At 41.2% G+C, this 26,089-nt stretch carries 18 protein-coding genes; 10 read left to right on the top strand and 8 right to left on the bottom strand.

What is annotated here, in order from left to right:
• The first annotated feature begins 126 nt into the window (after window positions 1-126).
• Together gpmI and VB775_RS06375 are read left to right on the top strand one after the other, a co-directional pair.
• Entirely contained in the window at window positions 127-1,731 is a 1,605-nt protein-coding gene (gpmI, locus tag VB775_RS06380; protein ID WP_281007592.1) for a 2,3-bisphosphoglycerate-independent phosphoglycerate mutase, read from the top strand.
• A 253-nt stretch (window positions 1,732-1,984) separates the two neighbouring features.
• On the top strand, window positions 1,985-2,818 hold the full coding sequence (locus VB775_RS06375) for a dienelactone hydrolase family protein (RefSeq protein WP_281007591.1): 834 nt from the start codon (window positions 1,985-1,987) through the stop codon (window positions 2,816-2,818).
• A gap of 251 nt (window positions 2,819-3,069) precedes the next feature.
• On the opposite strand, the gene ruvA is transcribed toward VB775_RS06375, so the two are convergent.
• The gene (gene ruvA / locus VB775_RS06370) at window positions 3,070-3,714 is read right to left on the bottom strand and encodes a Holliday junction branch migration protein RuvA (RefSeq protein ID WP_281007590.1); all 645 of its coding nucleotides are present in this window, start codon (window positions 3,712-3,714) and stop codon (window positions 3,070-3,072) included.
• Window positions 3,711-4,796 (bottom strand): hypothetical protein, encoded by a 1,086-nt coding sequence (locus VB775_RS06365; RefSeq protein ID WP_281007589.1) that lies wholly within the window; start codon window positions 4,794-4,796, stop codon window positions 3,711-3,713. The genes ruvA and VB775_RS06365 overlap by 4 nt, the downstream gene beginning before the upstream one ends.
• Before the next feature lie 456 nt (window positions 4,797-5,252).
• Between VB775_RS06365 and VB775_RS06360 the strand changes: the two genes are divergently transcribed.
• The gene (locus VB775_RS06360; RefSeq protein ID WP_281007588.1) at window positions 5,253-6,182 is read left to right on the top strand and encodes an NAD(+) kinase; all 930 of its coding nucleotides are present in this window, start codon (window positions 5,253-5,255) and stop codon (window positions 6,180-6,182) included.
• Between the two features lie 91 nt (window positions 6,183-6,273).
• Here the strand turns inward: VB775_RS06360 and VB775_RS06355 are convergent, their stop codons facing one another.
• Both VB775_RS06355 and VB775_RS06350 read right to left on the bottom strand, forming a co-directional pair.
• Window positions 6,274-6,864: a DUF3177 family protein gene (locus tag VB775_RS06355; protein ID WP_281007587.1), complete on the bottom strand. Its 591-nt coding sequence runs from the start codon at window positions 6,862-6,864 to the stop codon at window positions 6,274-6,276.
• Between the two features lie 314 nt (window positions 6,865-7,178).
• A complete protein-coding gene (locus tag VB775_RS06350) occupies window positions 7,179-7,619 on the bottom strand; it encodes a hypothetical protein (protein ID WP_281007586.1) in 441 nt (146 codons plus the stop codon).
• 478 nt (window positions 7,620-8,097) lie between these two features.
• Here VB775_RS06350 and VB775_RS06345 point away from each other — a divergent pair, with 478 nt between their 5' ends.
• Both VB775_RS06345 and VB775_RS06340 read left to right on the top strand, forming a co-directional pair.
• Window positions 8,098-8,586 carry an FHA domain-containing protein gene (locus tag VB775_RS06345; protein WP_281007585.1) on the top strand — a complete coding sequence of 163 codons (489 nt, stop codon included), beginning with the start codon at window positions 8,098-8,100 and terminating at the stop codon, window positions 8,584-8,586.
• A gap of 13 nt (window positions 8,587-8,599) precedes the next feature.
• A complete protein-coding gene (locus VB775_RS06340) occupies window positions 8,600-10,606 on the top strand; it encodes an FHA domain-containing protein (RefSeq protein WP_281007584.1) in 2,007 nt (668 codons plus the stop codon).
• Window positions 10,607-10,799: 193 nt separating this feature from the next.
• On the opposite strand, the gene VB775_RS06335 is transcribed toward VB775_RS06340, so the two are convergent.
• Window positions 10,800-12,596 (bottom strand): EAL domain-containing protein, encoded by a 1,797-nt coding sequence (locus VB775_RS06335; protein WP_281007583.1) that lies wholly within the window; start codon window positions 12,594-12,596, stop codon window positions 10,800-10,802.
• Between the two features lie 32 nt (window positions 12,597-12,628).
• Window positions 12,629-16,720 carry a cache domain-containing protein gene (locus VB775_RS06330; RefSeq protein ID WP_281007582.1) on the bottom strand — a complete coding sequence of 1,364 codons (4,092 nt, stop codon included), beginning with the start codon at window positions 16,718-16,720 and terminating at the stop codon, window positions 12,629-12,631.
• A 902-nt stretch (window positions 16,721-17,622) separates the two neighbouring features.
• Here VB775_RS06330 and VB775_RS06325 point away from each other — a divergent pair.
• Complete coding sequence (locus tag VB775_RS06325) at window positions 17,623-17,853, top strand: hypothetical protein (protein ID WP_281007581.1); 231 nt, start codon at window positions 17,623-17,625, stop codon at window positions 17,851-17,853.
• A gap of 315 nt (window positions 17,854-18,168) precedes the next feature.
• On the opposite strand, the gene VB775_RS06320 is transcribed toward VB775_RS06325, so the two are convergent.
• Both VB775_RS06320 and VB775_RS06315 read right to left on the bottom strand, forming a co-directional pair.
• Window positions 18,169-18,705 (bottom strand): hypothetical protein, encoded by a 537-nt coding sequence (locus VB775_RS06320; protein WP_281007580.1) that lies wholly within the window; start codon window positions 18,703-18,705, stop codon window positions 18,169-18,171.
• A gap of 148 nt (window positions 18,706-18,853) precedes the next feature.
• On the bottom strand, window positions 18,854-19,225 hold the full coding sequence (locus tag VB775_RS06315) for a hypothetical protein (RefSeq protein ID WP_281007579.1): 372 nt from the start codon (window positions 19,223-19,225) through the stop codon (window positions 18,854-18,856).
• 1,463 nt (window positions 19,226-20,688) lie between these two features.
• Here VB775_RS06315 and VB775_RS06310 point away from each other — a divergent pair.
• The 4 genes from VB775_RS06310 to VB775_RS06295 form a co-directional block, all read left to right on the top strand.
• A complete protein-coding gene (locus VB775_RS06310; protein ID WP_281007578.1) occupies window positions 20,689-21,309 on the top strand; it encodes a hypothetical protein in 621 nt (206 codons plus the stop codon).
• Window positions 21,310-22,482, top strand: a complete 1,173-nt coding sequence (locus tag VB775_RS06305; protein ID WP_281007577.1) for an NAD(P)/FAD-dependent oxidoreductase — start codon at window positions 21,310-21,312, stop codon at window positions 22,480-22,482.
• A gap of 31 nt (window positions 22,483-22,513) precedes the next feature.
• The gene (locus VB775_RS06300) at window positions 22,514-23,800 is read left to right on the top strand and encodes a threonine synthase (protein ID WP_281007576.1); all 1,287 of its coding nucleotides are present in this window, start codon (window positions 22,514-22,516) and stop codon (window positions 23,798-23,800) included.
• 743 nt (window positions 23,801-24,543) lie between these two features.
• Window positions 24,544-26,089 (top strand): PAS domain S-box protein (locus VB775_RS06295; protein ID WP_323216661.1); only part of this gene is annotated, 1,546 nt, incomplete at its 3' end.

The raw sequence follows: 26,089 nt of genomic DNA, 5'->3' as shown, positions 1-26,089 counted from the left end.
AAGTTTTTTACGATACATTGCGATCGCGCAAATTGCCAAGTATTGTTAAGATAATCCGTAAATTTGCTCCGATGGTATGATTGCCTAGTGAGGAGTGAACATGTATTTAACAAGGAACTGTCTTTTATGCAAACGGGGTCTGTTTCTCCACTGGTTCTGATCATTTTGGACGGCTGGGGATATAGGAAAGAAACCGAGGGCAATGCGATCACCGCAGCAAATACTCCCGTCATGGATAGTCTGTGGAGTACTTACCCCAAAACTCTCCTCCAAGCCTCTGGCAAAGATGTTGGCTTACCAAAAGGTCAAATGGGCAACTCTGAAGTTGGACATTTAAATATTGGTGCAGGTCGAGTTGTCCCCCAAGAGTTAGTAAGAATTTCTGATGCCGTCGATGATGGCTCGTTATTATCAAATTCTGTATTAGTACAAGTTTGTGAAAAGGTTAAAGCTAACCATAGCAAATTGCATCTGATCGGGCTTTGCTCTGATGGTGGTGTACATTCACATATTGAACATCTCTTAGGGCTACTGGATTTAGCTAAGTCCCAAGGCATTGAAAATGTCTGCATTCATGTGATTACCGATGGTCGCGACACCTTGCCCCATTCAGGGATCAACTTTATTCGGCTTTTACAAGCACACATTAAAAAAATTGGTGTTGGACGCATTGTCACGATCAGTGGGCGTTATTTCGTCATGGATCGTGACAAGCGCTGGGATCGTGTCCAAAAGGCTTATGAAGTCTTGACCAATGATCAAATTACAACTGAGCTAACTGAGCCAACAGACTTATTGGAATCCGCCTACAAAGACAAAATTACCGACGAATTTTTGCCGCCTACACGCGTAGCCCATGGGGCGATCGCCTCAGGTGACGGTGTAATTTGCTTTAACTTCCGTCCCGATCGTTCCCGCGAGATCACTCAAGCTCTTGTTGCCGAAAACTTTACAGGGTTTGAACGCGAACCTATTGAGCATCTCGCCTATGCCACTTTTACCCAGTACGACAGCTCTTTACCTGTGCCTGTTGCCTTCCTGCCCCAAAACTTAACTAATCTACTGGGGCCAGTTGTCGCTCAACATGGACTAAAACAGTTACGCCTCGCCGAAACTGAGAAATATGCCCATGTTACCTATTTCTTTGATGGTGGCTTGGAAGAAGCTAGTGAAGGCGATGATCGGGTATTGGTCAACAGTCCGCGAGTGTCTACCTATGATCAAGAGCCAGCCATGTCGGCTACCGAGGTAACCCGCATCGCTGCGGAGGCGATCGCGAAGAGGATTTACTCACTAATTGTGATTAACTATGCTAACCCCGACATGGTTGGTCATACTGGCAACTTTGAAGCAACAGTTAAGGCTCTCGAACATGTGGATCGATGTTTGGGCAAACTACTGTCTAGCATTGCGAATGCTGGCGGTACAGCTTTAATCACCGCCGATCATGGTAATGCTGAATATATGTGTGATGAGCATGGCAACCCTTGGACGGCTCATTCCAGCAATCCTGTCCCATTTATTTTGGTAGAGGGTGAAGGTCGCAAGATCTATGGTCATGGTGCTGATGTAAGACTCAAGCAGACTGGCGGTCGTCTCGCAGACATAGCACCAACGATTTTAGAAATTTTGCAAGTTCCCCAACCAGAAGAAATGACAGGAGTCTCTTTGCTAGAAAAAGCAATTTATGAGATCAAAGCCACTAAAACCCCAGTCAAAATTGGCAAATAGTTTAGTGAATCCTACTTACTTCACCTTGTAGGGTGTGTTAGCGCAGCGTAACGCACCCTACTTAGCATTGGATCGTGCGTTACGCTATGGCTAACGCACCCTACAGCAAATCATATAAATGAAGGCGGCGCAAAGCGCCGCTTTCATTTATATGGGTTTTGAGGTGACACTCATTTTTAGTTTTAGGTTGCAAAATATAGATGGGGACAAGCGAGGCTTGTCCCCATCTATATTTTTGTAAAGGTTCACTTGCATGTCAAAACTTACCAGACGCGAATTCATCGCAGTTACTAGCCTCACGGCGGGCTTTGCGATCGCCGTGCAGCCAATTTCCGCGAAAGTAATTACCACTGACAACAAGGGGCTCGTCGCAGGTGAAGTCAAAATCCCTGTCAAAGATGGCACGATCCCTGCCTATAGAGCTAGACCAACTTTGGGCAAAGATTTTCCTGTGATCTTAGTTATTCAAGAAATCTTTGGAGTTCATGCTTATATCCAAGATGTATGCCGTCGCCTTGCTAAATTAGGTTATCTAGCGATCGCCCCTGAAATGTTTTACCGACAGGGGGATGTGTCTAAGTTGACAGATATTACTGAGATTCGCAAAGTAGTTAGTCAAGTCCCTGACTCACAAGTTATGTCCGATCTTGATGCCACCGCAGCATGGGCAGTTACATCGGCGAAGGGAGATCCCCAAAAGTTGGGGATTACAGGTTTTTGTTGGGGCGGTAGGATTACTTGGTTATACTCTGCTCACAATCCCCAAGTTAAGGCAGGTGTGGCTTGGTATGGGCGACTGGTTGGTGAATCAACAATACTTACGCCAAAGCATCCCATTGATATCGCCATGAATTTACAAGGAGCAGTTCTGGGGTTATACGGTGGTAAAGATACGAGCATTCCTCTGGATACGGTTGAGAAAATGCGCGAAAAGCTCAAGGGTTGCAGTAACAATTCCGAGATCGTAGTTTATCCCGATGCACCTCACGCTTTCCATGCTGATTATCGTCCTTCCTATCGTCAAGTCGAAGCAGAAGATGGCTGGAAGCGTCTACAGGATTGGTTTAAGAAGAATGGACTTGTCTAGAGACGAAAATGAATCATATAGCAATGTAAGTTTTGCTTAGGACATAAAACCAAAAAGATGAGTGGCGGCGCTTCGCGCCGCCACTCATCTTTTTGGTTTTGATTTGTCCTATCCATCTCTTGCGTTGCTATAGCGCTTTTTTACAGTAGTTATCGAGTGAACGATCCTTAGTAAAAGCCTTAAAACCATTGCTTTGCAAAGGTTTTAAGGTCAGTTCGACGGAAGCGAAAAGTGGGCTTGAGCAGGGTTGTCTATCGAGAAAGCCACGCGATCGCCTCTTTAATCCAAGCTTCGATATCTTGAGTTTTGGCAAGAATCGGTAAACTGGCGATCTCATTGAGGGCATTGCTAATTTCGGCGGGTGTATAACCTAGCGCTAACAAAGTCATTTCTAACTCTTCCTGTAGAGCCACACTTAAAGTATTACCTAGCGATCGCGTTGCCCCAACTTGCGCTAAGCGACCGTCAGCAAGTTTGGTTTTGAGTTCTAGGGCAAGTCTCTCAGCCGTTTTTGTGCCGACTCCGGGGGTTAAACTTAATACTCTTGTATTGCCTGAAACGATCGCCTTAACGAGATCTTGAATTCCTAAACTGTTTAACAAAGCCAAACCAACTTGAGTGCCAATACCTGAAACGCTGATTAGTTGGCGAAATAGCTCACGCTCGGCGAGAGTAGGAAAACCAAACAAAGTCATTTGATCTTCACGGACGATGAGATGCGTAAATATTTGCGTCTCTTCTCCCACGAGTGGCAACTTATTCGCAGTGCTAGCCGTGATTTGGATATCGTAACCTACACCTTGAACATCAAGGGTGAGCCAATAGGAAGGCGTATTTTTTCGAGAACTATCCGATGCTTTACAAGCCGCGATCGCACCACGCAGGAAACCAATCATCGGCGTGGCAAAGGAGGAAACTGAGGAAGTTGTACAGCCGCCAGAGAAGTCACTGCTTTACGTGGGTTAGCATTAGCGATCGCTAGCTGAGTATCTTCTTCTCTTCCTTCGTTAACAGGACTATTTGCATTACCATACAGAGCCTGCATAAACTTGGGCATAGCAACAGTAGAAGCCATTGATGAGTTGGTTACAGCAGAGCTTGAAGAAATTAGAGAGCTAGCTGATTCGTCGGTGGTCGTATTTTGACCTATAGCAGCGATCGCCTGATGATCGGGCTGTTTTTCAATGCGCCAATTAACTATAGATTGTTCCTTTGGCTCCGTAACCACCTGTAACGCTGGTAAGTTAGGGGCGATCGGCGAACCTTGCGAAGCTTTATGTGGTCTCACAATCAAAGGCGAAATTGCTTGCGTCTTAGCAGGCATGGATAACTGGACAGGTTCCTCTACTTCAAGGGATTGTGATTCTGAAATAAATGGCTTCAGTTCTTGATGTGAATCTAGCTCAATTGGTTGAGGTGCAGGTACGATTTTGACTACATTCTGCATAGGAGAATCATGGCTCGCCTCAACGGGAGTAATCTTTTCGTCGGCAAGTTTGGCGATCGACCAAGACTCTAAGGCAGAAAGTGCCATGTCATTAAGCGCCATGTCATTAGGTGCAGGTGTTGAAGTGTCGAGGCAGCGTTCGAGGGCTGCTTTGAGTTGTGAGGTGTGATGTTGTTGACGCTTGAGGCGATCGCGCAATTCATCACAATTAGTATGCACATCTTGCAACTCGCTTTCCAGTTGGTCGATACGTGATTGCAGGGTTTGGGTGAGGGTTTCCTGTCTTTGAATGACTAACTGCGACAGTTGCAGTTGTTCTTGGGCTTGACGCAACAAAATTTGCGCTTGCTGACTACGCTCATTGCAAAACTGTAGCTCTTGCTCTAAGACTTGTCTTGGCAAGGCGTTAAACAGAGTGGTTGGCTCACCGATTACATTCGGAGATACACTCTGAAGCGGGGTTTGCGGCTCTGGCATTGATGAACTAATGCTCTCTTGTGATGATGAATCGCCAAATCCTGCCTGACTCATGACTTACCCTTCACACCAAGAATTTTACCTAGTGTCAAATCTTAGCTCAAAAATTTGTTTTTTGTATCATTAATTTTCATGAATTGAAAAATATTCATAACAATTACGACAATACTGATCAAAACTGATCCCAAAAGAGACATTTTCTGCCATTTGCCTCGAGCTTCGCACGAGGCAAATGGCTATATATACTGCTGTCGATTGTGTTAGCACAAAAGAAGAGAATGGCGGCGCGAAGCGCCGCCATTCTCTTCTTGGGTTTTGCTTTGCGACAGCTATAGAACTCACGTTAAATAAAGAGTTGACATAGAGATTTAGAATTAGGTTAAGTAGCTAAGTGCAATTAAATATAAAAGCTAAATCTTGTGGCACGAGCTAAATCCTGTAGCGCAAGATTTAGCTCGTGATGTTTAGAGTGAAGTTTGCCAACCATTAATCCCAATTTGAGGGGAACCTGTGAAGATTAGTAAAGCAATCATTGCCTATAAGGCGGGTAGCCAAATTGGCAAAGTGTGGGCTGAGCGATGTAGCTGTGAGTTAGAAAATCTTGGGGTCAAAGTATTAATTGGTCCAACAGGCGCAACTGATAATCCCTATCCTGTATTCCTCGAATCAATGCACCAAGATATTGATCTTGCGATTGTCTTAGGTGGAGATGGTGCAACTTTAGGTGCAGCTAGATATTTAGCAAAACTTGAGGTTCCGATTTTAGCGATTAATGTTGGGGGGCATTTGGGATTTCTCACGCATTCGATTGAGGAATGTGAAAATACTGTCGAAATCTGGGAACGGCTTTTGTCCGATCGCTTTGCGATCGAGCGACGAATGATGTTAGAGGCAAAAGTGGTAACTGTGGATGAGGGCTTAGGCACTCGCTTAGGTCAGCCCTGTGGTCCCTTTTTATGTCTCAATGAGATGTGTGTGAAGCCAGCTTCGCCCGATCGCATGGTCACGGCGGCTCTAGAACTAGAAATTGATGGTGAGGTGGTCGATCAATATCATGGTGATGGGTTAATTGTGGCGACTCCCACTGGCTCAACTTCTTATACTGTGGCGGCGAATGGACCGATTGTGCATTCAGGAATGCACGCGATCGCGATTACACCGATTTGTCCTTTGAGCTTATCGAGTCGAGCGATCGTGATTCCGCCCAAATTAACTGTAAGCATTTGGCCTCTGTCTACGGATGACTTTAGTTTAAAACTATGGACGGATGGCGTAATTGCTACGTCAATTTTTCCTGGGCAGAGAGTAGATATCCAGATGTCAGAGTGTCAAGCGCAGTTTATTGTCCTTCGAGAAGAATATTCCTACTATCAAGCTTTGCGGCAAAAGTTGCTGTGGGCAGGTGCAAGGGTGCGTTATCCCAATCAGTACAGAAACTAAGAGAGGGCGCTATGCGCCCTCTTCTGGTAAAAAAAGGGTTGCGAAGCAACCCTTTTTTTATGGTTTTAATTGAAGCGCAAAGCGCTGTACATTAGTCACGAAACGCAATTCGACCTGTTTTCGGTAGGCTAAAAGCAAGAAATACAAATAAATACAAGATATAAACAATTCCCCCAACCGCACCCGCAAATGCCAAGTTTTCAACAGGTACACCATTATGAAATGTGGTGCTAAAGCTTAGCGGTGGCTCAAACCAAATTTTGCAAATATCGCTTAATTGCTCAACATTCATAAATGCACAATTAGCGAACATTAGCCGAAATACGGCACTTAGAGAGCAGTAAACCGTTGTCGCCCAGCGCCATCCCAAATAAATAGGGGTAAGACTTTTGCGTGAAGCTTCAATATCCTCATTGAGATCTTGCCAAAACCAAAGCGCGAGAACGATTAAAATCGCAGCCAAAATTCCTGATATATAAGATATGCCTAAACTACCGATCGCTAAGTAAATCGTAATTAGTACCAAACTCGCAACACGCCAGTATAAAAGTAGCGATCGCTTGATAGCTTCACTATCACTTCGTAAAGCCCAGACTAATAAACCGAAGGGGATAAAAACAAGAAACAGCAGAGCTAATCGATAGTCTAGCCATACAAGTTGACGAATAAGGGTTGCATCCATAAAGACAAAAAATTCTGACCAGATCTTCCATTTTATGTTACTATACTAACTTGCAATAAATAAGCTTACGCAAGTAGCTATATTTTTTCAAAAACTCTATAAAAACAGCAAAAAAATAGCGAGATCCAAACTTGTTAGTTTAAATCTCGCTGCAAATGGGCTTAACGAAACATCTATGTTGCTGTTTTTAGAGTCTCAAATAAGCATGATTTTTACATCAGCTAAATAGCTTAAACACGAAACAAATGGAACGCTTCGCGTTCCATTTGTTTTTACACCAGAAAGCACTAAAGATTGTTGCTTTGCAACAATCTTTAGCGCTTTCTGGTTTTAAACCATTCGCCGCCATAAAATCGCCAACGCGGAAAGATGACTCGCATGAGCGTTTGTGAGGCTGTAAATACAGCTAGCCAAATACAGGAATAGTGGAGTAAAAACTTGTCGAGGGGAATGTCGGTATTTAACCAGCCAATTTTTAAGATACTACTAATCAAAAACTTGAAGGGAACATAAAAGAAAAAGGCTTCCCAAATCCCTGAGGCTAATTGCAAAATCGCTGACCAATCATGATCCCAACGGAGGGTTTGCAATTGGTTGTAAACGATATCCCACATACATCCTAAAACGGCGATCGCGAGGAGAACTTGAAAATAGAGCGGATCACCATTGAGGCTAAAGGGAATGGTGACGAGTACTCCCAATGTTCCCAACAGTAAGATCCGAGTTTGCCATCTTCCGATTAATGTAGGAGTCATATCTTAATTCTAAATAGTTGATAAGAGTGCGTCCCGAAGGGACGCACTCTTATCAACTATTTAATCTCATAACTGATGTTACGTGGAAGGAATTCCAGCGATGTCATATAGCTATAGCCACAAATCAAAACCCAAATAGTGTGAGGCGGCGCTTTGCGCCGCCTCACACTATTTGGGTTTTATGTCCTAACAAGAATGGCGACAGCTATAAGTCTAGGGCTGGCACGGGGGCGCAGCCCCTACGAGATCTAAAATTTAACGTGAGTTCGATATAGCCATTTGCGGCGTGCTTCGCACGCCGCAAATGGCGAAAAATGGTAAGAATCGCTTAGCGATTCTTACCATTTTTCGCTTTCGTCGAACTGACGTTAAAATTTACGGGGTAGGGGCAATCCCTCCGTGGTTGCCCCATTTGCTAGCTCTTACTTGAGGATTGCTATATATTTGAAATCAAACAGCTTTGGCTTTGTAAGTGATTATGTCAGAACTAACTTTGGCTTGGGTAGAAGCAGGGATTACCAAAAGTTATAGGATTGGTCTGACAATGACTCGAATTGGGCGCGATCCTGCTCGGTGCGATTTAGTTTTGACGCATCCCACAGTTTCAGGGTTACATGCGGTAATTTATTTCGATCCACAAAAGCAGAGCTTTTGGATGAGAAATATGCGCGAGTCTAATCCTCCTGTAGTTGATGGGCAAAGGTTATTGAGTGGGGAAGTTGAATTAAAAACTAATAGTGCGATCGCTTTAGGTCAACAAATATTACAAGTCACAAATATTGAAATTGATCTACCAAGTCAAGCACTTATTTCGCAAAATCCCGATCATGTATATGGATTGCAATGCCCCAATTTAAAATGTGCCAAAATTTCTCCCTATGAGCGAATTGCCTTAGTATGTCCTTGGTGTGGTACTTCGCTAGCGGGAGCAGCTAGCAGTATTTTACCGTCACAATCTGTTTTATAAAGATTTGAAACCTATGCAGATCTCTGTTCAATTAAGTTGGTTAGAAATAACCACCAGTCAGCCGCAATCTTTGCAATTGGATTTACCGATCGCCATTGGTAAAGACGAAACTTCATTGCCAGAGAATCTAGATGGAAATCAAGTATCACAGTTGATATTGGGCGATCGCTCAGTGTCTCGATACCATGCTTTGCTAATTTTTGAGCAGGGAAATGTAGTAGTTATCGATCAAAATAGTACTAATGGAATCTTAGTTAATGGGATTTTAGTTGGGCGGGGAATGGAACTTCGCAAGGTGCTAGCCACTGGTGATCGCCTCACGATTGGACGATATGAAATAGTGATCGCCTTTGATGGGTCGGCTTTAGGTAAAACGGTGATTACTGGATCACCCAATAACACCATTCAGCTATCATCTGCTCCGCCCACAATTTTATTTAATCCCGAAACAGGTTTACCCCACGCGAATATCACTCAGCCTAGTGTAGCTGGTTCGTCAAATTTCCCGCCCGACTTCTTTCAATTGCCAGTCGTGGAAGTGCAGTCGCTACATCGAACAGGGCTGCCTGTGCATGAAACAACTTACGGAGCGATCGGAGGAGGATTGGGAAGTTATATTTGGGTGGATTATCTACGGATTTTTGGGGTGGCGGCTGATCAAATTGTGGCGTTAGGTTTGGAGCCTCAACCCTATGCGCGGTATAAACGGCTCTGTCTCAATTCACAGATTCCTTTATATGAGAGGTTGCGCTCTAATTCTGATTCTTGTCCAGATAATATTTGGGGATTTCCTAGTTATGCATGGCGTGAGGCTTGGCATGATTTCACTCGTGGCAAGATTAATCAGGCTTGCCAATATCTTTGGCAGGTGTTTGCGGAACCTGATTTAGCGGAAACCTATACACCGAGATCTGGAAATGTGTTTGACTCCATCGATCGCGAGGTTCGTCGAATTGGTTGGGATCAGATTTATCGTTATGGGCGAGTGCGATCGCTACGGAAAACCAATGATGGACGCTATGCGATCGCCTATTCGCTTGGGCAGGGTTATCATGCTTTTTTAGTTGCCAAATATCTACATCTAGCGATGGGTTATGCAGCTATTCAGTTCTTGCCAGATTTGCAAGCCTATCGTAGCCAGACAGAAGACTTTCGCGCCGTGGTCAATGGCTATGAGGAGCATGAACATATTTATCAACATCTAGAAAGTCATGGCGGGACTGTATTAATCCGTGGACGTGGCATTGTTGCCTCGCGGATCGTGCAGCGTATTCATGAAGTGCGTCAGCGATCGCCACAGCAAAAAATTAATCTCTTGCACCTGATGCGATCGCCGAAAGCGCAAGGCAATAGTTACGGTCATACTCAACGTCCCGTCGAAAACCATTACGAATTTCAGCCATTTAACTGGCCCAAGGCTTGTTGGGGTGGAGATTTACGCGCTGTTCTTGAAGAGGCTGATCCGCAGACTCGACAAACTTTGCTCAAGGATTGGGGCGGCACAACTACAGCTGATCGCCGTGACTGGAAACAGATTGTGCAAACTGGCTTAAATGAAGGTTGGTATCAAATTACCTTTGGGGCTGTCGAAAAGGTGGAACAACTCCCAGATCGGCGCACTGCTACCTATATCCGTCCGCACCAAATGGAAGGAGTTTTGCAGTTAACCGCCGATTTTATTATTGATGCCACAGGTTTAGATGCGAAGGTGCAAACTAATCCAATTTATGCCGATTTGCTTGATTGCTATCAGATACCGATCAATGCTTTGGGTAGATTAAATGTGACTAATGACTTTGAGATTGCTGAGTTTCGTAATGATGATGGTAGAGTCTATGCATCGGGAGCCGCAACGTTAGGGAATTCCTATGCCGCAGTCGATAGCTTTTTAGGTTTACAATTTGCGGCGTTGCGATCGGTTGATAGTTTAGTTTCGGCTCGCGCTCCCCAGTTGCATAATCTCAATGGCTGGCGATCGTTTGTGCAATGGGTGAAATGGGTTAAAAATCAATCACCTTAGAAATCTTTTAAGAATTACTTTCTAATTGATGTTACGTGGAACGAAGATCGCCCTCACCCCCCAGCCCCCTCTCCCATGAAGGGCGAGGGGGAGTAGGACTAATTTCTTGTTCCCCTCTCCCATTTTGGGAGAGGGGCTAGGGGTGAGGGTCTTGGGAACTTTCACGTAACATCAGTTTCTAATTGTTTCAAAATTAAAAACCTGCAATCAATAAATTTCTAGCTTGAGATGCTTCAACGGGTCTAGAGAATAAATATCCTTGGCAAAACTCACACTTTAATTCGCGGATCTGATCGAGTTGATCTTGAGTTTCTACACCTTCAGCGATCGTAAACATGTCCAAACTCTTCGCCAATGCAATAATCGCCTTAATGATCTCTGTATTTTTGCCATTTTTGCCAATTCTCATCACAAAGGAGCGATCAATTTTGAGATGATCAATGGGGAGTCGATGCAGATAACTCAATGAAGAATAACCCGTACCAAAATCATCAATGCTCAATTTAATCTGCCGATCGCGTAGTTGGGAGATAATTTTGCCAGCAAATTCAGCATTCTCCATAATGTCGCTTTCGGTGATTTCTAGCCTTAAAGAATTTCCTATAATTCCTGTTTCCTGAAGAACACGATCAATATGCTCCAGCAAATCAAAACTCATAAAATGTTTCACAGACAGATTAACATTCATCGTTAAGGACGTGTCGGCAATACCTTCATCTCGCCAGCTACGTAGCTGCTGACAGGATTGTTGCAGAATAAATAAGTCGATCGCGATTACTAGCCCTGTTTCTTCAGCGATTGGGATAAACTTGCTGGGATCAATTAGTCCCTTTTCTGGATGATTCCAACGTACTAAGGCTTCAAAAGAATCTATTTGGTTATTAACTAAATTAATAATCGGCTGATAATAAGCCACCAATTCATGACGTTCTAAGGCATGTCTGAGATCGGACTCTAACTGAAAGTTATGCAGTGCGCGGCTATGCATAGTTTGCTCAAACATTTGATAGCAAGCTTTACCATTTGCCTTAGCCCGATACATAGCTGTATCTGCATCACGCAAAATATGTTCGGGTTGTTTATAAATATCACTACCCATGGCAATGCCAATACTGACATTCGTAAATACTTGATAGTCTCCAATTTGAAAGGGTGCTGCTAATTCAAGCAGGATGTCATTAGAGACTTTGATGGCATCAGAAGCCTTTTCGGTATCTTGCAACAGGATGGCAAACTCATCTCCCCCCAAACGACAAAGCATTGTCCCCGGTTTTAAACAAAGTTCAATTCTTCTGGAGATCGATACTAATAACTGATCGCCAACTAAGTGTCCTAGAGAGTCGTTAACCGCTTGAAAGCGATCGCAATCTAAGAACAAAACTGCAAAACGGTAGCCTGCCTGTTGGTTAACCTGTTGCAGTAACTGCTCCAAGCGCTTCATAAACCAAGTTCGATTGGGCAGTCCTGTTAGCACATCATGCAGGGCTAGATGTAATAGGCGCTCTTGGACTTGCAAGCGCTCAGCTATTTCCTGTTCTAACTGGGCGGTTCTCTGTCGTACACGCTGTTCGAGTTCGGAATTTAGTTGGCTAATCTCTTTTTGAGCAAATCTTAAACTTAAATGGGTTTGAATTCGAGCTAAGACTTCTTCTAGTTGAAATGGTTTAGTAATGTAGTCCACACCACCAACATTAAAAGCTTTCACCTTATCCAATACTTCATCTAAAGCGCTTAAGAAAATCACAGGAATATCACAGGTTTGCTCGTTAGCTTTTAGTCGCTGACAAACTTCATAGCCGTCGATATTCGGCATCATAATATCTAGCAAAATCAAATCTGGTTTGGCAGCTTCAGCAACAGTCAGCGCCATTAACCCTTCAGTGACGCTACGGACTTTATAGCCTTGCTCGGTCAAAGTTGTCGATAGAAAGCGCAAATTATTTGGCATATCATCGACTATTAATATATCGCCACTATAATTTCTAGTCATTATTTAGTCGTATCCATAGGGCGATTATTTAACTATTTGTTAAAAGCTTGCAGGGATGAATCCATGATTTGATTGTAACAAAAATTATCGACAAGACTGATTAAAGAATGAATTAAAACTGTATTACTTTCTGGTATAGATTTGAGCAGTTCACTAATTAAGTCATTGTCTGCGAGAGTGGCTGCTTGATGTAGTTGCCTGATCCAACTGTCAGGCATTTGCGATAAATAAATTTTAAGGTTTGCGGCTAAAGTTTCTAGATCATCTGTATCTCTATCCGTAATTTGGCGATTGCTTTCATCTTCATATAAATAAGTTACACCTAAATACTCAGCTAATTTATCGAAAATTAGTGCTTCTCGAAAAGGCTTACGCACAAAATCATCACAACCTGCGGAGAGGATAATGGCTTTTTCTTCTTCTAAGGCACTGGCGGTTAAGGCAATAATTACGGTGGCTTGTCCTTTTAAATAGGTTTTGATTTGGCGTGTGGCTTCATATCCGTCCATCACAGGCATTCGCATATCCATCCAGATTAGATGTGGTTGCCATTCCTCCCAAATGGCGATCGCCTCCGCCCCATTTTCAGCCTCGCGGACTTTAAAGCCCACTGCTTCTAGTATTTTTACTAGTAAATGCCGACTTTCCCATCGGTCTTCTACAACTAGAAGCCGATATTCTGGCTGGTGGGGGGCTAAACCGATAATATAGCGATCGCTAGTTTGCCTTAACGGTAAAGGAGATGCTGACACATTGACTGGAAGATAAACCCTAAAAATGCTGCCTTCACCTAACTGACTACTAACCGTAATCTCACCACCCATAAATTGGGCAAATTTAAGACTGATGGGAAGACCTAGCCCTGTTCCTTCCGCAGTTCTCTTGCCTAGCTCCGTCTGTTCAAAGGCTTCAAATATTTTCCCTAAATAATTGGCAGGAATACCTTCACCAGTATCTTCTACGGTAAATTTTAAGATGGTTGGAGTTTTCTCTTGGATTAGAGATTCTAGTTTGGAGTTTGATTCTATATCAATAGATAGAATTATCGAGCCTTGATTAGTGAATTTTATGGCATTACTTAACAAGTTAATTAAGATTTGGCGCAGTTTTCCTTCATCAGTGTTAATCCATTGCGGGACTTGAGACGATCGCCTAAACAACAGTTGTAGAGATTTATCATTAACCTTAAGGCGAAACATTTTTTCCAAGGTATCGAGGAGATGATACAGATCAAAGCTAGTGATGTTGAGCGTAATCCTTCCTGATTCGATTTTTGACATATCTAAAACATCATTAATTAATTCCAGTAGATGTTCGCCACTGTCATGAATGATTTTGAGATAGGAGCGATGATTGTCTTTGAGTGATGTGTCACGCACCATTAATTGAGCAAATCCTAAAATCGCGTTTAACGGTGTTCGGAGTTCATGGCTCATACTTGCCAAAAATTGACCTTTGGCTTTGCTAGCAGCCTCGGCAGCCTGTTTTGCTTGGTTGAGTTGTTGTTCGACTTTTTTGCTCTCTGTAATATCGCGAGCGACCCAAACCACGGTCTCTGTATCAATGGGAGAGATGCTGGCATTCCACCAAATCGGTTGATCGGTGAGGGAGAGCAGATACTCAACATTTAGAGCTTGTTGGGTTTCTAAAACATGCTGTATATAACCAGAGAAGAGGCTAGCTTGCTCAGGGGAAAATAATTCTGAAGGGAGTCTGCCTATTACCTTACTATCATCTAGAAAAACTGATTGTCTGCGGGTTTGAGGGATTTTGAGTACGCGTCCCATGCGATCGCGGACTAAGATCACTTCATCCATCGCCGCAAATAAAGCTTTCATTTCGGCATTGGTCACTCTCAATCGCTCTTCTGATTGTTTATGATCAATACCTATGGCGATCGCATTGGCGATCAAGTCGATATTCTGGACATCCATGTCTAAGTGAAACTGAGAAATCATCAGGATCACTCCGATGACTTTGCCTTTGACAATTAGTGGATGTCCTACCAACGAAACAATTCCTTGCTCTTGCAACCACAATCGATCGGATTCGCTTAAATCTGCCACAATTTGATCGGTTAAAAGCGGCTGAAATCTTCCTTGAGTAACTGACCATATCCGCTCTCTTTTGATGAGATTACTGAGACGATCGCTATCTGATTTGTTATAGTTTCCTGTGCTGACTTGTAAATTTAAGTCATCGCCAAAAGCATTGATTGTCCAGATCTGCACAAAAGAGATGTTCATATGTCGCCATAGGGATTCGACAAAGGCTTGGAGAACTTCTTCTAAGGTATTTAGCTGTGTAGATGCAGAGCCAACTTCAGCCATCAAAATTGATAAATGCACACGTTCTAAAAGCTCTGATTCGACTTGTTTGCGATCGCTAATATCAAAAATCGCACCATCAATCCACAACAATTGATCCTCTTCTGTAAATATTCCCTGACCTTTTTCATATAGCCAGCGAATAGTACCTTGAGAATCAATAATTCGATATTCTAAAATAAAGGGTTCGTGACAAGTTAGACTTTCATTGATAACTCTTTTTACAGTTTCTCGATCTTCAGGATGAATAATACTTGTCCAACTACGAACTTGATTAGCAATGAATTCTTCCGCAAGATAGCCTGTTAGCTCTGTAACTGCACCGCCAATGAATTCCATAGACCAATCGCGATCGCAATTACAACGATAGACAAGCCCTGAAAAATTGGACACTAAATTTCTAAACTTATTTTCAGATTCCTGTAATTCTTTTACTCTATCTTGAATTCGCAATTCCAAGTTTTCATTAATCTTGCCAAACTCCGCAAAAGACTGTTTTAACTGTGTCGCCATTTGATTAAAGGATTGCGAGAGAATATTCAATTCAGTAATGGCTGCTGAGGGAACTTCTCGATCTAATTCTCCATTTGCCAAGGCTTGGCTTGCCAAAGTTAAACGGCGTAATGATTTATTAATATATTGAGTCGTCAAAACACCTAAAGCGATCGCACCCGCTAGTGATAGACAAACGAGCAAAATTGTGTTTTGTCGCTTGATATCAATTTGTTCCATAAAGTCAGATTCGGGCATTACCACGGCAATTAACCAGTTAATCCCGCGCTCATCTCGGTAGGGTAACACCTTAAAAAAAATATTTTTCCCCTCAGTAGAAAACTTAAAATTCTGTTCAGAGCTGATGTTATCTAAGCTTCCAATTTGTTTCTCTAGATACCCCACCGCATCTCGAATCATTGGTTGCTTAATATTCTTAACAGGCAATCTCTGTAATTTTTGTGGATCACTGCTAGGTTCATAGGGCTTTTCTCCATTCGAGCTAGCTACCAATAATCCTGAAGGTTCTAGAATAAATGCTTCTCCCGACTTGCCAATTTGTAATCCATCTAAAAACTGGCTAATATCTCCTAGAGACAGATCCGCTCCTAAGACACCTATTCTCTTTCCATCAGCATTATATACAGGTAGACTCGCTGTAATCACTTGCTCAGGCAAAGTGGAATCTTGATAAATTGGACTCCAAATAGGCTGATCTGTTTGCAAAGCAGCTTGATACCAAGGGCGTTGACGGGCATCATAGAACTCTGACTTCCCCCTAAGTTCACGACGATTTCCCTGTGCGTCTAGGTTGTAATAGTAACGCCGAAATCCGCCAACATTGATCGCTAATTGGAAAGACTGCGTGGGATTTTGCTGTTTGTCTAGGCGAGTAATTCCCACAAATCCTCCTGCCTTTTCACCTCCATAATAGATCCAAGAAACCGTAGGAAAATTTTGAATCTGTTGCCAGAGATAAATCTCACTAGCTTTGCCTTGGGTTTTTAATGTTCCTTGCCGCACTGCATCGGCATTAATTTTATTGATTAGGTGGGGAGTCTCCAGATAAGAAGAGAGCTTTTGCTTGATGCGATCGCTAACTTCATTTTGTAGTTTTCCGACTAAGTTGGCGATCATCTTCTGCTCACTTTGCCAAGATAACCATGCCATTAATCCTGATATACCAACGATCAAGATCACAAACTGACCAATCAGAATGAATTTAAGTGGTAATTTTCGGGATTTAGAAGGATTAGGAGATGATTGGCGATCGCTCATTGCATTATTTCTACTGAAAGCTCCCATGGGGTTTTAGCTATTTTACCCAAACCTCGCAATGGATCGCTGTTGTATGTGGTAAAGGCAAGAATTGGTTGGTGGCGCTCCACGCCGCTACTCAATTCTTGCCTTTACCACATACAATAATTTCGCAGCCAGTTCAAGGATGAAATGCAACGCATAGAGATCCGAACAATGGCAGAAATAAACAGAGTGACCATAAAACTATTTGAGCCTGTGGCTTCAACATTCCAAAAGACAATGATCTTTGATAATGGAAGAAAACCCTGTGGCTTTTTCTAGTAAAGCTAAGCATTGCGAAAATATTTGAATTAGAAGGTTGTGTAATTCAAATATTCATGCTAAACTTGCTTCTGGGAATAGGAATACAATTCAAATAATGCAAAACTTGCTACATGTTGAGAACTGTAGAAATACTTACTTAACAAAGTTAGAAAGTTTATCCTACGGGTGGGGACACCTTATTAAAAGAGTGCTGTATTTATTAAAATTGTCATTACTCTGTTAATTTATTTTTGTTTTGCGTCACTTTTCTTAGGAATAGGGACGTATAAACTTATTTATTTTTAGCAGTTATTTTTTATTAACAAAAAATCATGTTTACGATTGTTACAGAGTCTTTCACTGTTGCGTAACTTGTTATAGCCGTGATTGCCTTAGATATCCCAAATGTATAACTTTCCGCTTACAACTTTGAATCTAGGGCGCTACTGTTTTTTTTGGTAAGCACTATCTTTAGAAATAACCCAAAGTAAAATTAAGATGAGAGTTAGTCAAAATATTGTCTAGGGCTAATGGCGAAATTCAATAGCTAAGAAAATCTCAATTGAGAAATAGATAAAAGAAAATCTAATAAACTTTATGTTGTCAATTATATAAGGATAATATCTTAATTCGGAGATTTGGATATGGAAGGTAGAATTGTTCAGTATAGTATCGAATCTCAGCAAGGCTATGTTCGCACTAAATGCGGTAAAGTTTATAAATTTTCTGCCAGTATTTATCGCAGTTTGATGCCAATAATCCCAGGAGAGTTAGTAGATCTTGAGATTGATTTTGACGGGAGTTTGAAAGCGATTTATATAGCTTTGCCAATTAAATGTTTGGAGTTATTAACAAGAGTCATTTCGGAATACTAGCAGTCAGAATCTCTAAGGTTTCCTCTCTAGCACTCTTATCGATGGCAATGATGATTTCCCTTTGTGCTTTCGAGAGGTTCATTGGTCGCCAAGCAGCAATGCGATCGCCCTTTTTTAATTCCGCAGTAAACGTTGCTTGTTGTTCTGGGGTTAGTACATCTTGAATCAGTTTCGATCCCAGCCCCCCTTAAAAAGGGGGGAGAATTCAAATTCTCTTTTTAAGGGGGATTGAGGGGGATCTCATAGAACTTTTGACCACAGCAAGTAATTCTTAAATGGTTTCTTACACATCTTCATTTTAGGCTTTCTATATTTCTATGGATAGCCTCGAACTTCTAAGGCAATAAAATCATCGACTAGATCCCATAGTTTATCTATGTCTTGTTTTATATCTAGATTTTTAGAATATTTCTTAGATAATCTATCCTGAAGGGAATTTAGATGGATCGCAATTTCAAATTGTTCCAGAGAGATTATAGACTGTTGATAGAGATGATGAATCATCAAAATACTCGATACACTCTCTGTTGGTATCGGTGTTTGTTTTGTGAGTCTTTCCATTAAATGCTCAGCAAATTGCCATAGGGATAGAAATGCTGAGCTATATTCACCAGCCGCAATTAGCTTAGAAACTTGATTCTTACAACTCAATACATATGATATAGATAGTGGAGAATCTGACATATTTCTTTCTTTTATAGGCAATTGACCATCTCCAGAAATGAGGAGCAGTTGCAAACCATTAAATTCAGTAACAGTTTTAATTATGGAGTTGTAGATATCAATCGATAAATTTTCATTATCGTATTCTACCTCTATAGTAAATAACTCTGTTTCAGATATATTATCCATAAGCAATATAGCAGGGGAGTTGAAAATTTATATTTTGCTGTTTAAAATGTTTCTTTCGTTACTTAGTTTTTCTAAGCAACCTGTTATCAATGACATGAAATATACTGAGAAAGATTTATATTTAAAAATCAGACTCTAAGAGGATTTCCTAATCTAAATCAACTAATAAATCAATTAAAGAAGTATCTGTTTCTATTAGATCATCCTCAAATAACAAATCATTATTGTTAATTGTCAAATCTTTAGTAGAGGTATCATTAGGCGTAATATTAATTTTCACATCATTAGATGTAGCATTAATTTTCACATTTGGATTTCCAGAATCTTCATAGGTAGCTGTAGCTGAGGCTACCTTATTACTTTCTGAGATAGCAAGACCAACAGCATTGCTTTGTGCTAGTACTAGTGAAGAAAAGATTTTGGATTCTCCAATTGTCAATATAATTAATACTATAAAAAGTTGGATAGTTTTTCCATTCTGAGATTTGCTGAGCTTTGTAGCTTGTTTGACATTTTTCATTAGCTATAGCACTTTAAGTTTATTTCCTATTCCCACGATTAATATACTTCAAGTAATTCCAATTTGCAAGAGATCTATAAGATTTATTCGGATTTTGGAGATAAGTATTGCTTAGGAAGAACTAAAGGAACAGATAATTGTCTTTTTGTAGATATTATTACTGATGCTATGTGAAATGAAGATTTCCCTCACCCCCCAGCCCCCTCTCCTCTCTAGGAGAGGGGGAGCAAAACCCAGAGAATTCTTGTTCCCCTCTCCCTTTGGGCTAGGGGCTAGGGGTGAGGGGCTTAGAAGCTTCCACATAACATCAGTTAAAATAAAGAACCAGATTTTAGTGGCGCGGCTTCGCCGCGCCACTAAAATCTGGTTCTTTATTAAATCGCAAAAAACTAAGAAATTCTAATTGCTTTTTTCGAGGATTCTGATTTTAGGCGATCGCTATAACATCTTCGTATCAAGGTTATTTTTATTATCTATCTGGGTGAATAGAAATAGCCAAGTGTATCAGGACATACAATTCAAAAGAGAGTTGAGGTGCAAAGTGCCACAACTCTTCTTTGGTTCTTGATTTTGTCCTAACGGGAATGGCAATATCTATACAAAATCGAGTCCCCCCCGAATTTGCTAATTAATTGAACAAAAATATATTTTATAATGTATCACAAAATATATTATAAAAAATCAGAAAAAGCATTCAAACATGAATATTTTAATTGTATAGATCCGATGGTTTACGGATGGACAAAGATGCCATGCTGAACAGCTATGGTAGTTGGACAGAGCATCGACTTTTTTTAGGCTGGAGTTACTATCATTGCGCGGATTACCCCCTCGCGATTTGACTAACCATTGCCTTGGCAATTATCTAAATGATTGAAATAAACTAAGTAGTTGCTATTTTCAAAATCTATGATAAATTGATAATGGCTTGCTACATAGTAAGTAAAGTTTTAACGGGTGGGTATTGCGAAATAAAGATTATAAAGGAGGAGACTCTTATTTATTTAGGCAGTTGTGTATATTCCATCACAAAATATGATTGTCTTTTTATTTTATTTTCTTTTTAAAAGACAATTAGCCAGAATCAAATAGAATCTTAATTTATTGCAAAGCAATAAATTAAGATTCGTGACCATTCAAAAACGGGTGGGAATACCAAAAAATTCAATCTAGTTTATAGGTTGTTTGATAACTATTTTTATGTATTTTATACATAACTCTTTGCAGTATCTCTCTATTCAATTAAAACATCTACAGGCTTTTTAAGCCATTGTATTGCAGCGTTTAGAAGATTTTTATCTAACGGGTGGGTAAAGAGCTAAGGCGCACTTATTGTAAGTTGTGCCAATTCTTTGGTTTGATTTAAAAACTGCGAAAATCTGGACAAGTGGATGTTCAGATAAACTGCTTCTATGGACAAATAAATGTTAACTAAAAAAGCATCTTTTAGCTACTTGATAGCTATGTATATTTTAGTATCTGCGAGTAGAGCATCGGCTCAAAATATGACTTTATCGACTGTTAGTAACCTTAGTACTAATGTTACCCAAATCAGTAATCAAAATAACATCAGTGGTATAACTCAATCAGAGACAAACTTATTAGATCGTTTGCAGAGGCTAGATTTGTCCATAGGAGAGATTGCTAAGGAAGTTAGCAATCCTAAGGTTCAAAATATTTTTATTCATGTGAAGGGTGAAGAAGTATCACCAATTAATAGATTAATCCAACTACCTAGTTATGCTAAAGAGATTCCTGATCTCCAAGCTAATCTCACTATGGAAGAGATGAGTGACCAGATCGAAAAGCCTTCAAAAACTTTGATCCCAGGAGGTCTAGCAGAAAAGGTAATTAAGCCTGCAAAATCTGTGTTCGCTATCGCCGACGAAAAAGATGAGCTTACTAAATCATTCAGGACTTACATGTCTGAAGTCCCCTCTATTAACAGGGTAATCTTAGTTGGTAGAGCTAAACTGACTAATGAAGAGCTAGCGACAATTCTTCAATTTCTCGAAGGTAAATCTTTAATGATAGAACAGGTTAATGCGCCTGCTAAAGAGATTACCAAGCTAAGAGCAAAATAAATGAGTGAATTTTCTAAACGCAAAATCGCGATTGTAGGTGGTGGGATCTTTGGAGCAGCGATCGCCTATGTACTTGCTCGGGATGGGTTCGATGTCACACTATTTGAAGCGCTTTCGATTGGAGCAAATGCATCTAGTAAAAATGCAGGCAATTTAAATCCGCTCCATGGAACACCCTCAGCCTTACTCCCATTTGCATTAGAATCATTTCGCTTGCATCAAGCGATCGCCATAGGATTAGCAGAGCTAAAAAGTGCCCATTATGATTTGCTCCCTTCACATCGCATTCTACTAGAATTAGATGAGTCTAAAAAGAATTCATTAAAAAAAACTACTGATTTATTTACTAATACTGAGGGCTTTTCTGCTGAAGAATTAGATGTTGAAGCCCTTCATCAAATAGAGCCTCGTTTGAGCCAAAATGTTCGTTTTGGGATTCTCACTAAGGGGAGTCTTGCTGTAGATAGTTATCTACTTACGATGTCTTTAGCTCAGGGAGCCGAACGTCTTGGGGCTAAATATGTTTATGACGCAGTTTTAGGGGTCGTCAAGAAGGGCGATCGCATTACAGGGGTCGAAACTTATCAGGATAGATTCGCCTGTGATGAGATCATCTTCGCAACTGGCCCATGGTTAGGTGAGACTAAAGCTTGTCTCGATATTGATATTGATATTGATATAGAACCAGTAAAAGGGGAGCTTTTGCTCATGCAATTATCTGGGAAACCATTGGACTATGACTTTACTTGGGGAGCAAGTTGTCTTTATAAAAGACGCAAAAACCAAGTATGGGTAGGAGGGACTTTTGAACGCAGTGGTTTTGACTTGTCTCCTTCGCTCAAAAATAGAGAATCTATGCTTAATCAGGCAGCACAGATTATTCCCGAAATTAGAGAGGCTAGACTGCTGGAACATGTAGTTGGGTTACGTCCCATGACGAGTTCAGGATTACCGCTCGTGGGTCGTGTCCATAAATGGCAAAATGCCTATCTTGCTAACGGTGGAGGCAACAAAGGCGTATTACTGAGCGTGGGAATTGCCCAAGTAATTCGGGATTTGCTGATGGAGGGAAAAACAAAGTTGTCTGTTGATTCCTTTTTGATAGGACAAGAAGGAAGAAAGGCGCTTGGCTCCGATCATCATTACGCTAACATCTCACTATTTTTAACTTAGCTATTTACAGAGATATATTACAGAGATATAAATGAAACACCTGTGCATTAGTTGCAAAAATGAGATTACGACAGGATTCCATCCATTTTGTGACTGTGGCGGCATGATCGATGTCAAATATCCTCTAGAAAAAGTACATCTATACGATTCGCCTAATCCTTTTATTCGTTTTGCTGAGCTACTCCCGATTGAAAGTTTACACGATCGCTTACCTGTTGCTAGGTATACTCCTGTAATTCATGCCACCAGACTTGGGCAAAAGCTGGGGATGCCTTCACTTTATTTGAAGAATGAGACGGTATTACCCACCAGATCTACTAAGGATCGAATGGCGGCAGTATCACTTGCCTATCTTTATGAGCGAGGAGTGCGTTCGTTCTGTATATCTTCCACTGGCAATAGCTCGACTGCATACGCCTATGAGATTCAAGCATATCCCGAAATGCATCTTTATTTATTTACTGCCGAAAATTTTGTATCCCGCGTTCAACATGCAGACCATTCGCAAGTAACTCATTTTGGGTTGCGTGATGCTAGTTTCGTTGATGCTTTTGCATATGCTGGGGTTTTCGCTCGCGAGAACAAATTAGTTGCCGAACGAGGATTTTTTAATATCGGTCGCCGCGAGGGGCTAAAAATGACTTTTCTGGAGGCGAGCGAGCAAATCCCTCAGACTATAGATTGGTATGTACAAGCAGTATCGAGTGGGATGGGAGTCTATGGTAACTATAAGGCGGCTAAAGAACTTTATCAACTTAAACGGATCAAGCACCTACCCAAGCTATTGTGTGTGCAACAAGATACCTGTGCGCCAATGGTTCGCGCCTTTGCTAATAATAGCGAGACGATCGCATCAGAATATGTCGTAAAAAAGCCCAAGGGGATTGCTTCATCAATTTTACGAGGAGATCCTACGAGGGCTTATCCTCATATCAGACGCATTGTGATAGAGAGTAATGGTGCTTTCATTGCGGTGAGTGAAGCTGAAATTCGGGAAGCACGTCAAGCAGTAGAGGAGTATGAAGGTATTTCTCCATGTTTTTCTGCATCGGCTGCGATCGCAGGAATTATAAAAATGGCTCGCAATGACAATTTCCCTAAAAATGATGTAGTGATGGTCAATGTGACTGGAGGCGATCGCGCTACGGCAGAATATCCGTCAAATATCCAATGGCTAAATAATACAACTAATGGATGGATGCCAGAGGATAGATACCAGAGATCACGAAGTCCAGCAAGGCTCATCGGTAATTTTTTCGCTGTGGAACTATTTGAGTTTATGAACGAAAATCAAGATTTCATGTTGGATCATTGGTGATTTTAGTGCTATTCTATTTTTGATTCTTCCTTAATGAGTGTTAAAAATAAAGTGAAGAGATGATAATTAAGAAACTATTTGAGAATTGTCTAGATTCACCCATCCCCCCTTAAGGCTAGGGGTGCACACAAGTCATCAGCTATTGCGTGAGTTACTAATGATCCCCCTCAATCCCCCTTAAAAAGGGGGAAGAAGAAAATTATCCCCCCTTTTTAAGGAGGGCTGGGGGGATCTAAACCCTCAAACGTAGACAGAGAGACTTGTGTGTACATGGTAGCCTTTGCAAGGGGGAATTAGAGGGAGTAAGTCCGACTTGTGCGTACAAGGTAGCTTTTTAAGGGGGGAGAATTTAAATCTTCCCTCTTTTTGAGGGAGATTGATGGGAACTCTTAGGACTTTTAACCGCAGAAATTAATTCTTAAATAGTTTCTAGAACTTACGCAAAAAAGACTTAACACCCTCATGACACCATAAGAGCAATTCATGAATTGCCCTTATGGTGAGATGTTCTGCGTAAGTCCTAATACTTAAATAACTTACTGATGTTACGTGGATAGAATTCCTACGATCATCTAAGTCTAGGGCTGGCACGGGGGCACAGCCCCTACAAAAATCTAAATTATTGGAGTAGGGGCAATCCCCCCGTGGTTGCCCTGTCGTGCTAGCAACAAGAGATTCATCATCTGAGTTCCACGTAACATCAGTAACTTATCTTACATTTACCAATTATAGGTATAACTGTGGTGACAAACTTCAATTTTGAAGTAGTACAAATAAATTCGCAAATTAAGAACCGTAGTCCTCTAGTAGTTGATCCTTATACAACTGTTTTAGAAGCGATCGCCAAAATGCGGGAGGCAGATTCTAGCTACGTCTTGGTTATGGCGAGTGATGAAATTGACTCAGGAAGTGACTTGCTCGGTATTCTCACTAGGGAAGATATTACCCGAATTAGTCTAAAGGGTTGCACCTTTGACCAGTTGCTGGTGAAAGATGAGATGTGTAGTCCTGTGATTACGATCCAAGAATCAGAACTAACAGATATGAAGTCTGCCTTAGTATTGTTCTATTCTTATCAAATTAGTCGTTTGCCTGTACTAAATGGCGATCGCTTAGTCGGAGTATTGACTCAAAATGATTTAATCGACCTATTGGCGGAGAAGGTTTTAGAAAGCAACTCCAACAGGTATAAGATATCGCAAAATCCTTTAAATCTTCAAGACATGCAAGTCCAAGATGCGTCATGCCTTTCTTTACTATTAGACACATATGAAGAACTACAGCTACATATTGAAGAATTAAAGACTATTGAAGAAGAATTAAGACTTCGGAATATTGACCTAGAAAACATACAGTATCAATACCAAGATTTATTTGATTTTGCCCCCGATGGCTATTTAGTTACCGATCGCTTAGGTGTAATTTCATCAGCCAATGTGGCAATTTGCAATTTTCTAGCAATCTCGCAAGAACAATTGTGTGGCAAGTCCTTAGTTATGTATGTCGAGCCTTCAGATCAGACATTGTTTCACAAAAAACTCCGTGGAGATTTTAGTGATTGTGAAAAATTAACGTGGGAGATGTCCCTCAAACGGGCACATGATTATTATTGTCCTGTAGAAGTTTCAGTCTCTAAGACCCGTTTATCAGATAACGGCACAACTTTACGATGGTTGGTGCGAGATATTAGCGATCGCCGACAAGCTCAGCAAGCACTTCAGGAACTCAATCAATCCTTGGAAACAACAATTGAACAACGTACCAACGAACTTTGGCAAGTCAACAAACTACAACGCACCATCCTCGATAGTACTGAATACTCGATTATTACCACCGATCTTAATGGCATCATTCAGGTTTTCAATCATGGTGCTGAACAAATGTTTGGTTACTGCATGGGAGAGATTGTCGGACAGTTTACTCCTGAAATCTTTCATGATGCTCAAGAACTAGTGGAACGGGCGATAACTGTCTCTGCGGAATTAGATCAAGATATTAATGGGTTGGCGATATTTACAACTAAAGCATCTCTAGGAATTACTTCTGAGGAAGAATGGACAGGCATCCGTAAAGATGGATCTCGTTTTCCCCTCTCTCTATCAATATCGGCTCTTAGGGATGAGAAGGAGCAAATTATCGGGTTTTTAGGCATTAGTAAAGATATTAGCGATCGCAAAAAAGCTGAAGCTCTCCTACAAACTACAAATCAGGAACTATTAAGAGCAACAATCCTCAAAGATGAGTTTCTCGCGAATATGAGTCATGAGCTTCGCACCCCTCTTAATGCCA

Origin of the sequence: Pseudanabaena sp. CCNP1317, from assembly GCF_034931345.1 — a bacterium.
GTDB classification, from domain to species: Bacteria; Cyanobacteriota; Cyanobacteriia; order Pseudanabaenales; family Pseudanabaenaceae; genus Pseudanabaena; species Pseudanabaena galeata.
The sequence above is the reverse complement of the archived record's forward strand: the minus strand, read 5'-3'. Positions and strand labels throughout refer to the sequence as shown.

What these genes read in the sequence shown, in the direction of transcription:
- gpmI (WP_281007592.1), top strand. Translation starts at nt 127, where the DNA reads ATGCAAACGGGGTCTGTTTCTCCACTGGTTCTGATCATTTTGGACGGC.
- VB775_RS06375 (WP_281007591.1), top strand. Translation starts at nt 1,985, where the DNA reads ATGTCAAAACTTACCAGACGCGAATTCATCGCAGTTACTAGCCTCACG.
- ruvA (WP_281007590.1), bottom strand. Translation starts at nt 3,714, where the DNA reads ATGATTGGTTTCCTGCGTGGTGCGATCGCGGCTTGTAAAGCATCGGAT.
- VB775_RS06365 (WP_281007589.1), bottom strand. Translation starts at nt 4,796, where the DNA reads ATGAGTCAGGCAGGATTTGGCGATTCATCATCACAAGAGAGCATTAGT.
- VB775_RS06355 (WP_281007587.1), bottom strand. Translation starts at nt 6,864, where the DNA reads ATGGATGCAACCCTTATTCGTCAACTTGTATGGCTAGACTATCGATTA.
- VB775_RS06350 (WP_281007586.1), bottom strand. Translation starts at nt 7,619, where the DNA reads ATGACTCCTACATTAATCGGAAGATGGCAAACTCGGATCTTACTGTTG.
- VB775_RS06345 (WP_281007585.1), top strand. Translation starts at nt 8,098, where the DNA reads ATGTCAGAACTAACTTTGGCTTGGGTAGAAGCAGGGATTACCAAAAGT.
- VB775_RS06340 (WP_281007584.1), top strand. Translation starts at nt 8,600, where the DNA reads ATGCAGATCTCTGTTCAATTAAGTTGGTTAGAAATAACCACCAGTCAG.
- VB775_RS06335 (WP_281007583.1), bottom strand. Translation starts at nt 12,596, where the DNA reads ATGACTAGAAATTATAGTGGCGATATATTAATAGTCGATGATATGCCA.
- VB775_RS06330 (WP_281007582.1), bottom strand. Translation starts at nt 16,720, where the DNA reads ATGGGAGCTTTCAGTAGAAATAATGCAATGAGCGATCGCCAATCATCT.
- VB775_RS06325 (WP_281007581.1), top strand. Translation starts at nt 17,623, where the DNA reads ATGGAAGGTAGAATTGTTCAGTATAGTATCGAATCTCAGCAAGGCTAT.
- VB775_RS06320 (WP_281007580.1), bottom strand. Translation starts at nt 18,705, where the DNA reads ATGGATAATATATCTGAAACAGAGTTATTTACTATAGAGGTAGAATAC.
- VB775_RS06315 (WP_281007579.1), bottom strand. Translation starts at nt 19,225, where the DNA reads ATGAAAAATGTCAAACAAGCTACAAAGCTCAGCAAATCTCAGAATGGA.
- VB775_RS06310 (WP_281007578.1), top strand. Translation starts at nt 20,689, where the DNA reads ATGTATATTTTAGTATCTGCGAGTAGAGCATCGGCTCAAAATATGACT.
- VB775_RS06305 (WP_281007577.1), top strand. Translation starts at nt 21,310, where the DNA reads ATGAGTGAATTTTCTAAACGCAAAATCGCGATTGTAGGTGGTGGGATC.
- VB775_RS06300 (WP_281007576.1), top strand. Translation starts at nt 22,514, where the DNA reads ATGAAACACCTGTGCATTAGTTGCAAAAATGAGATTACGACAGGATTC.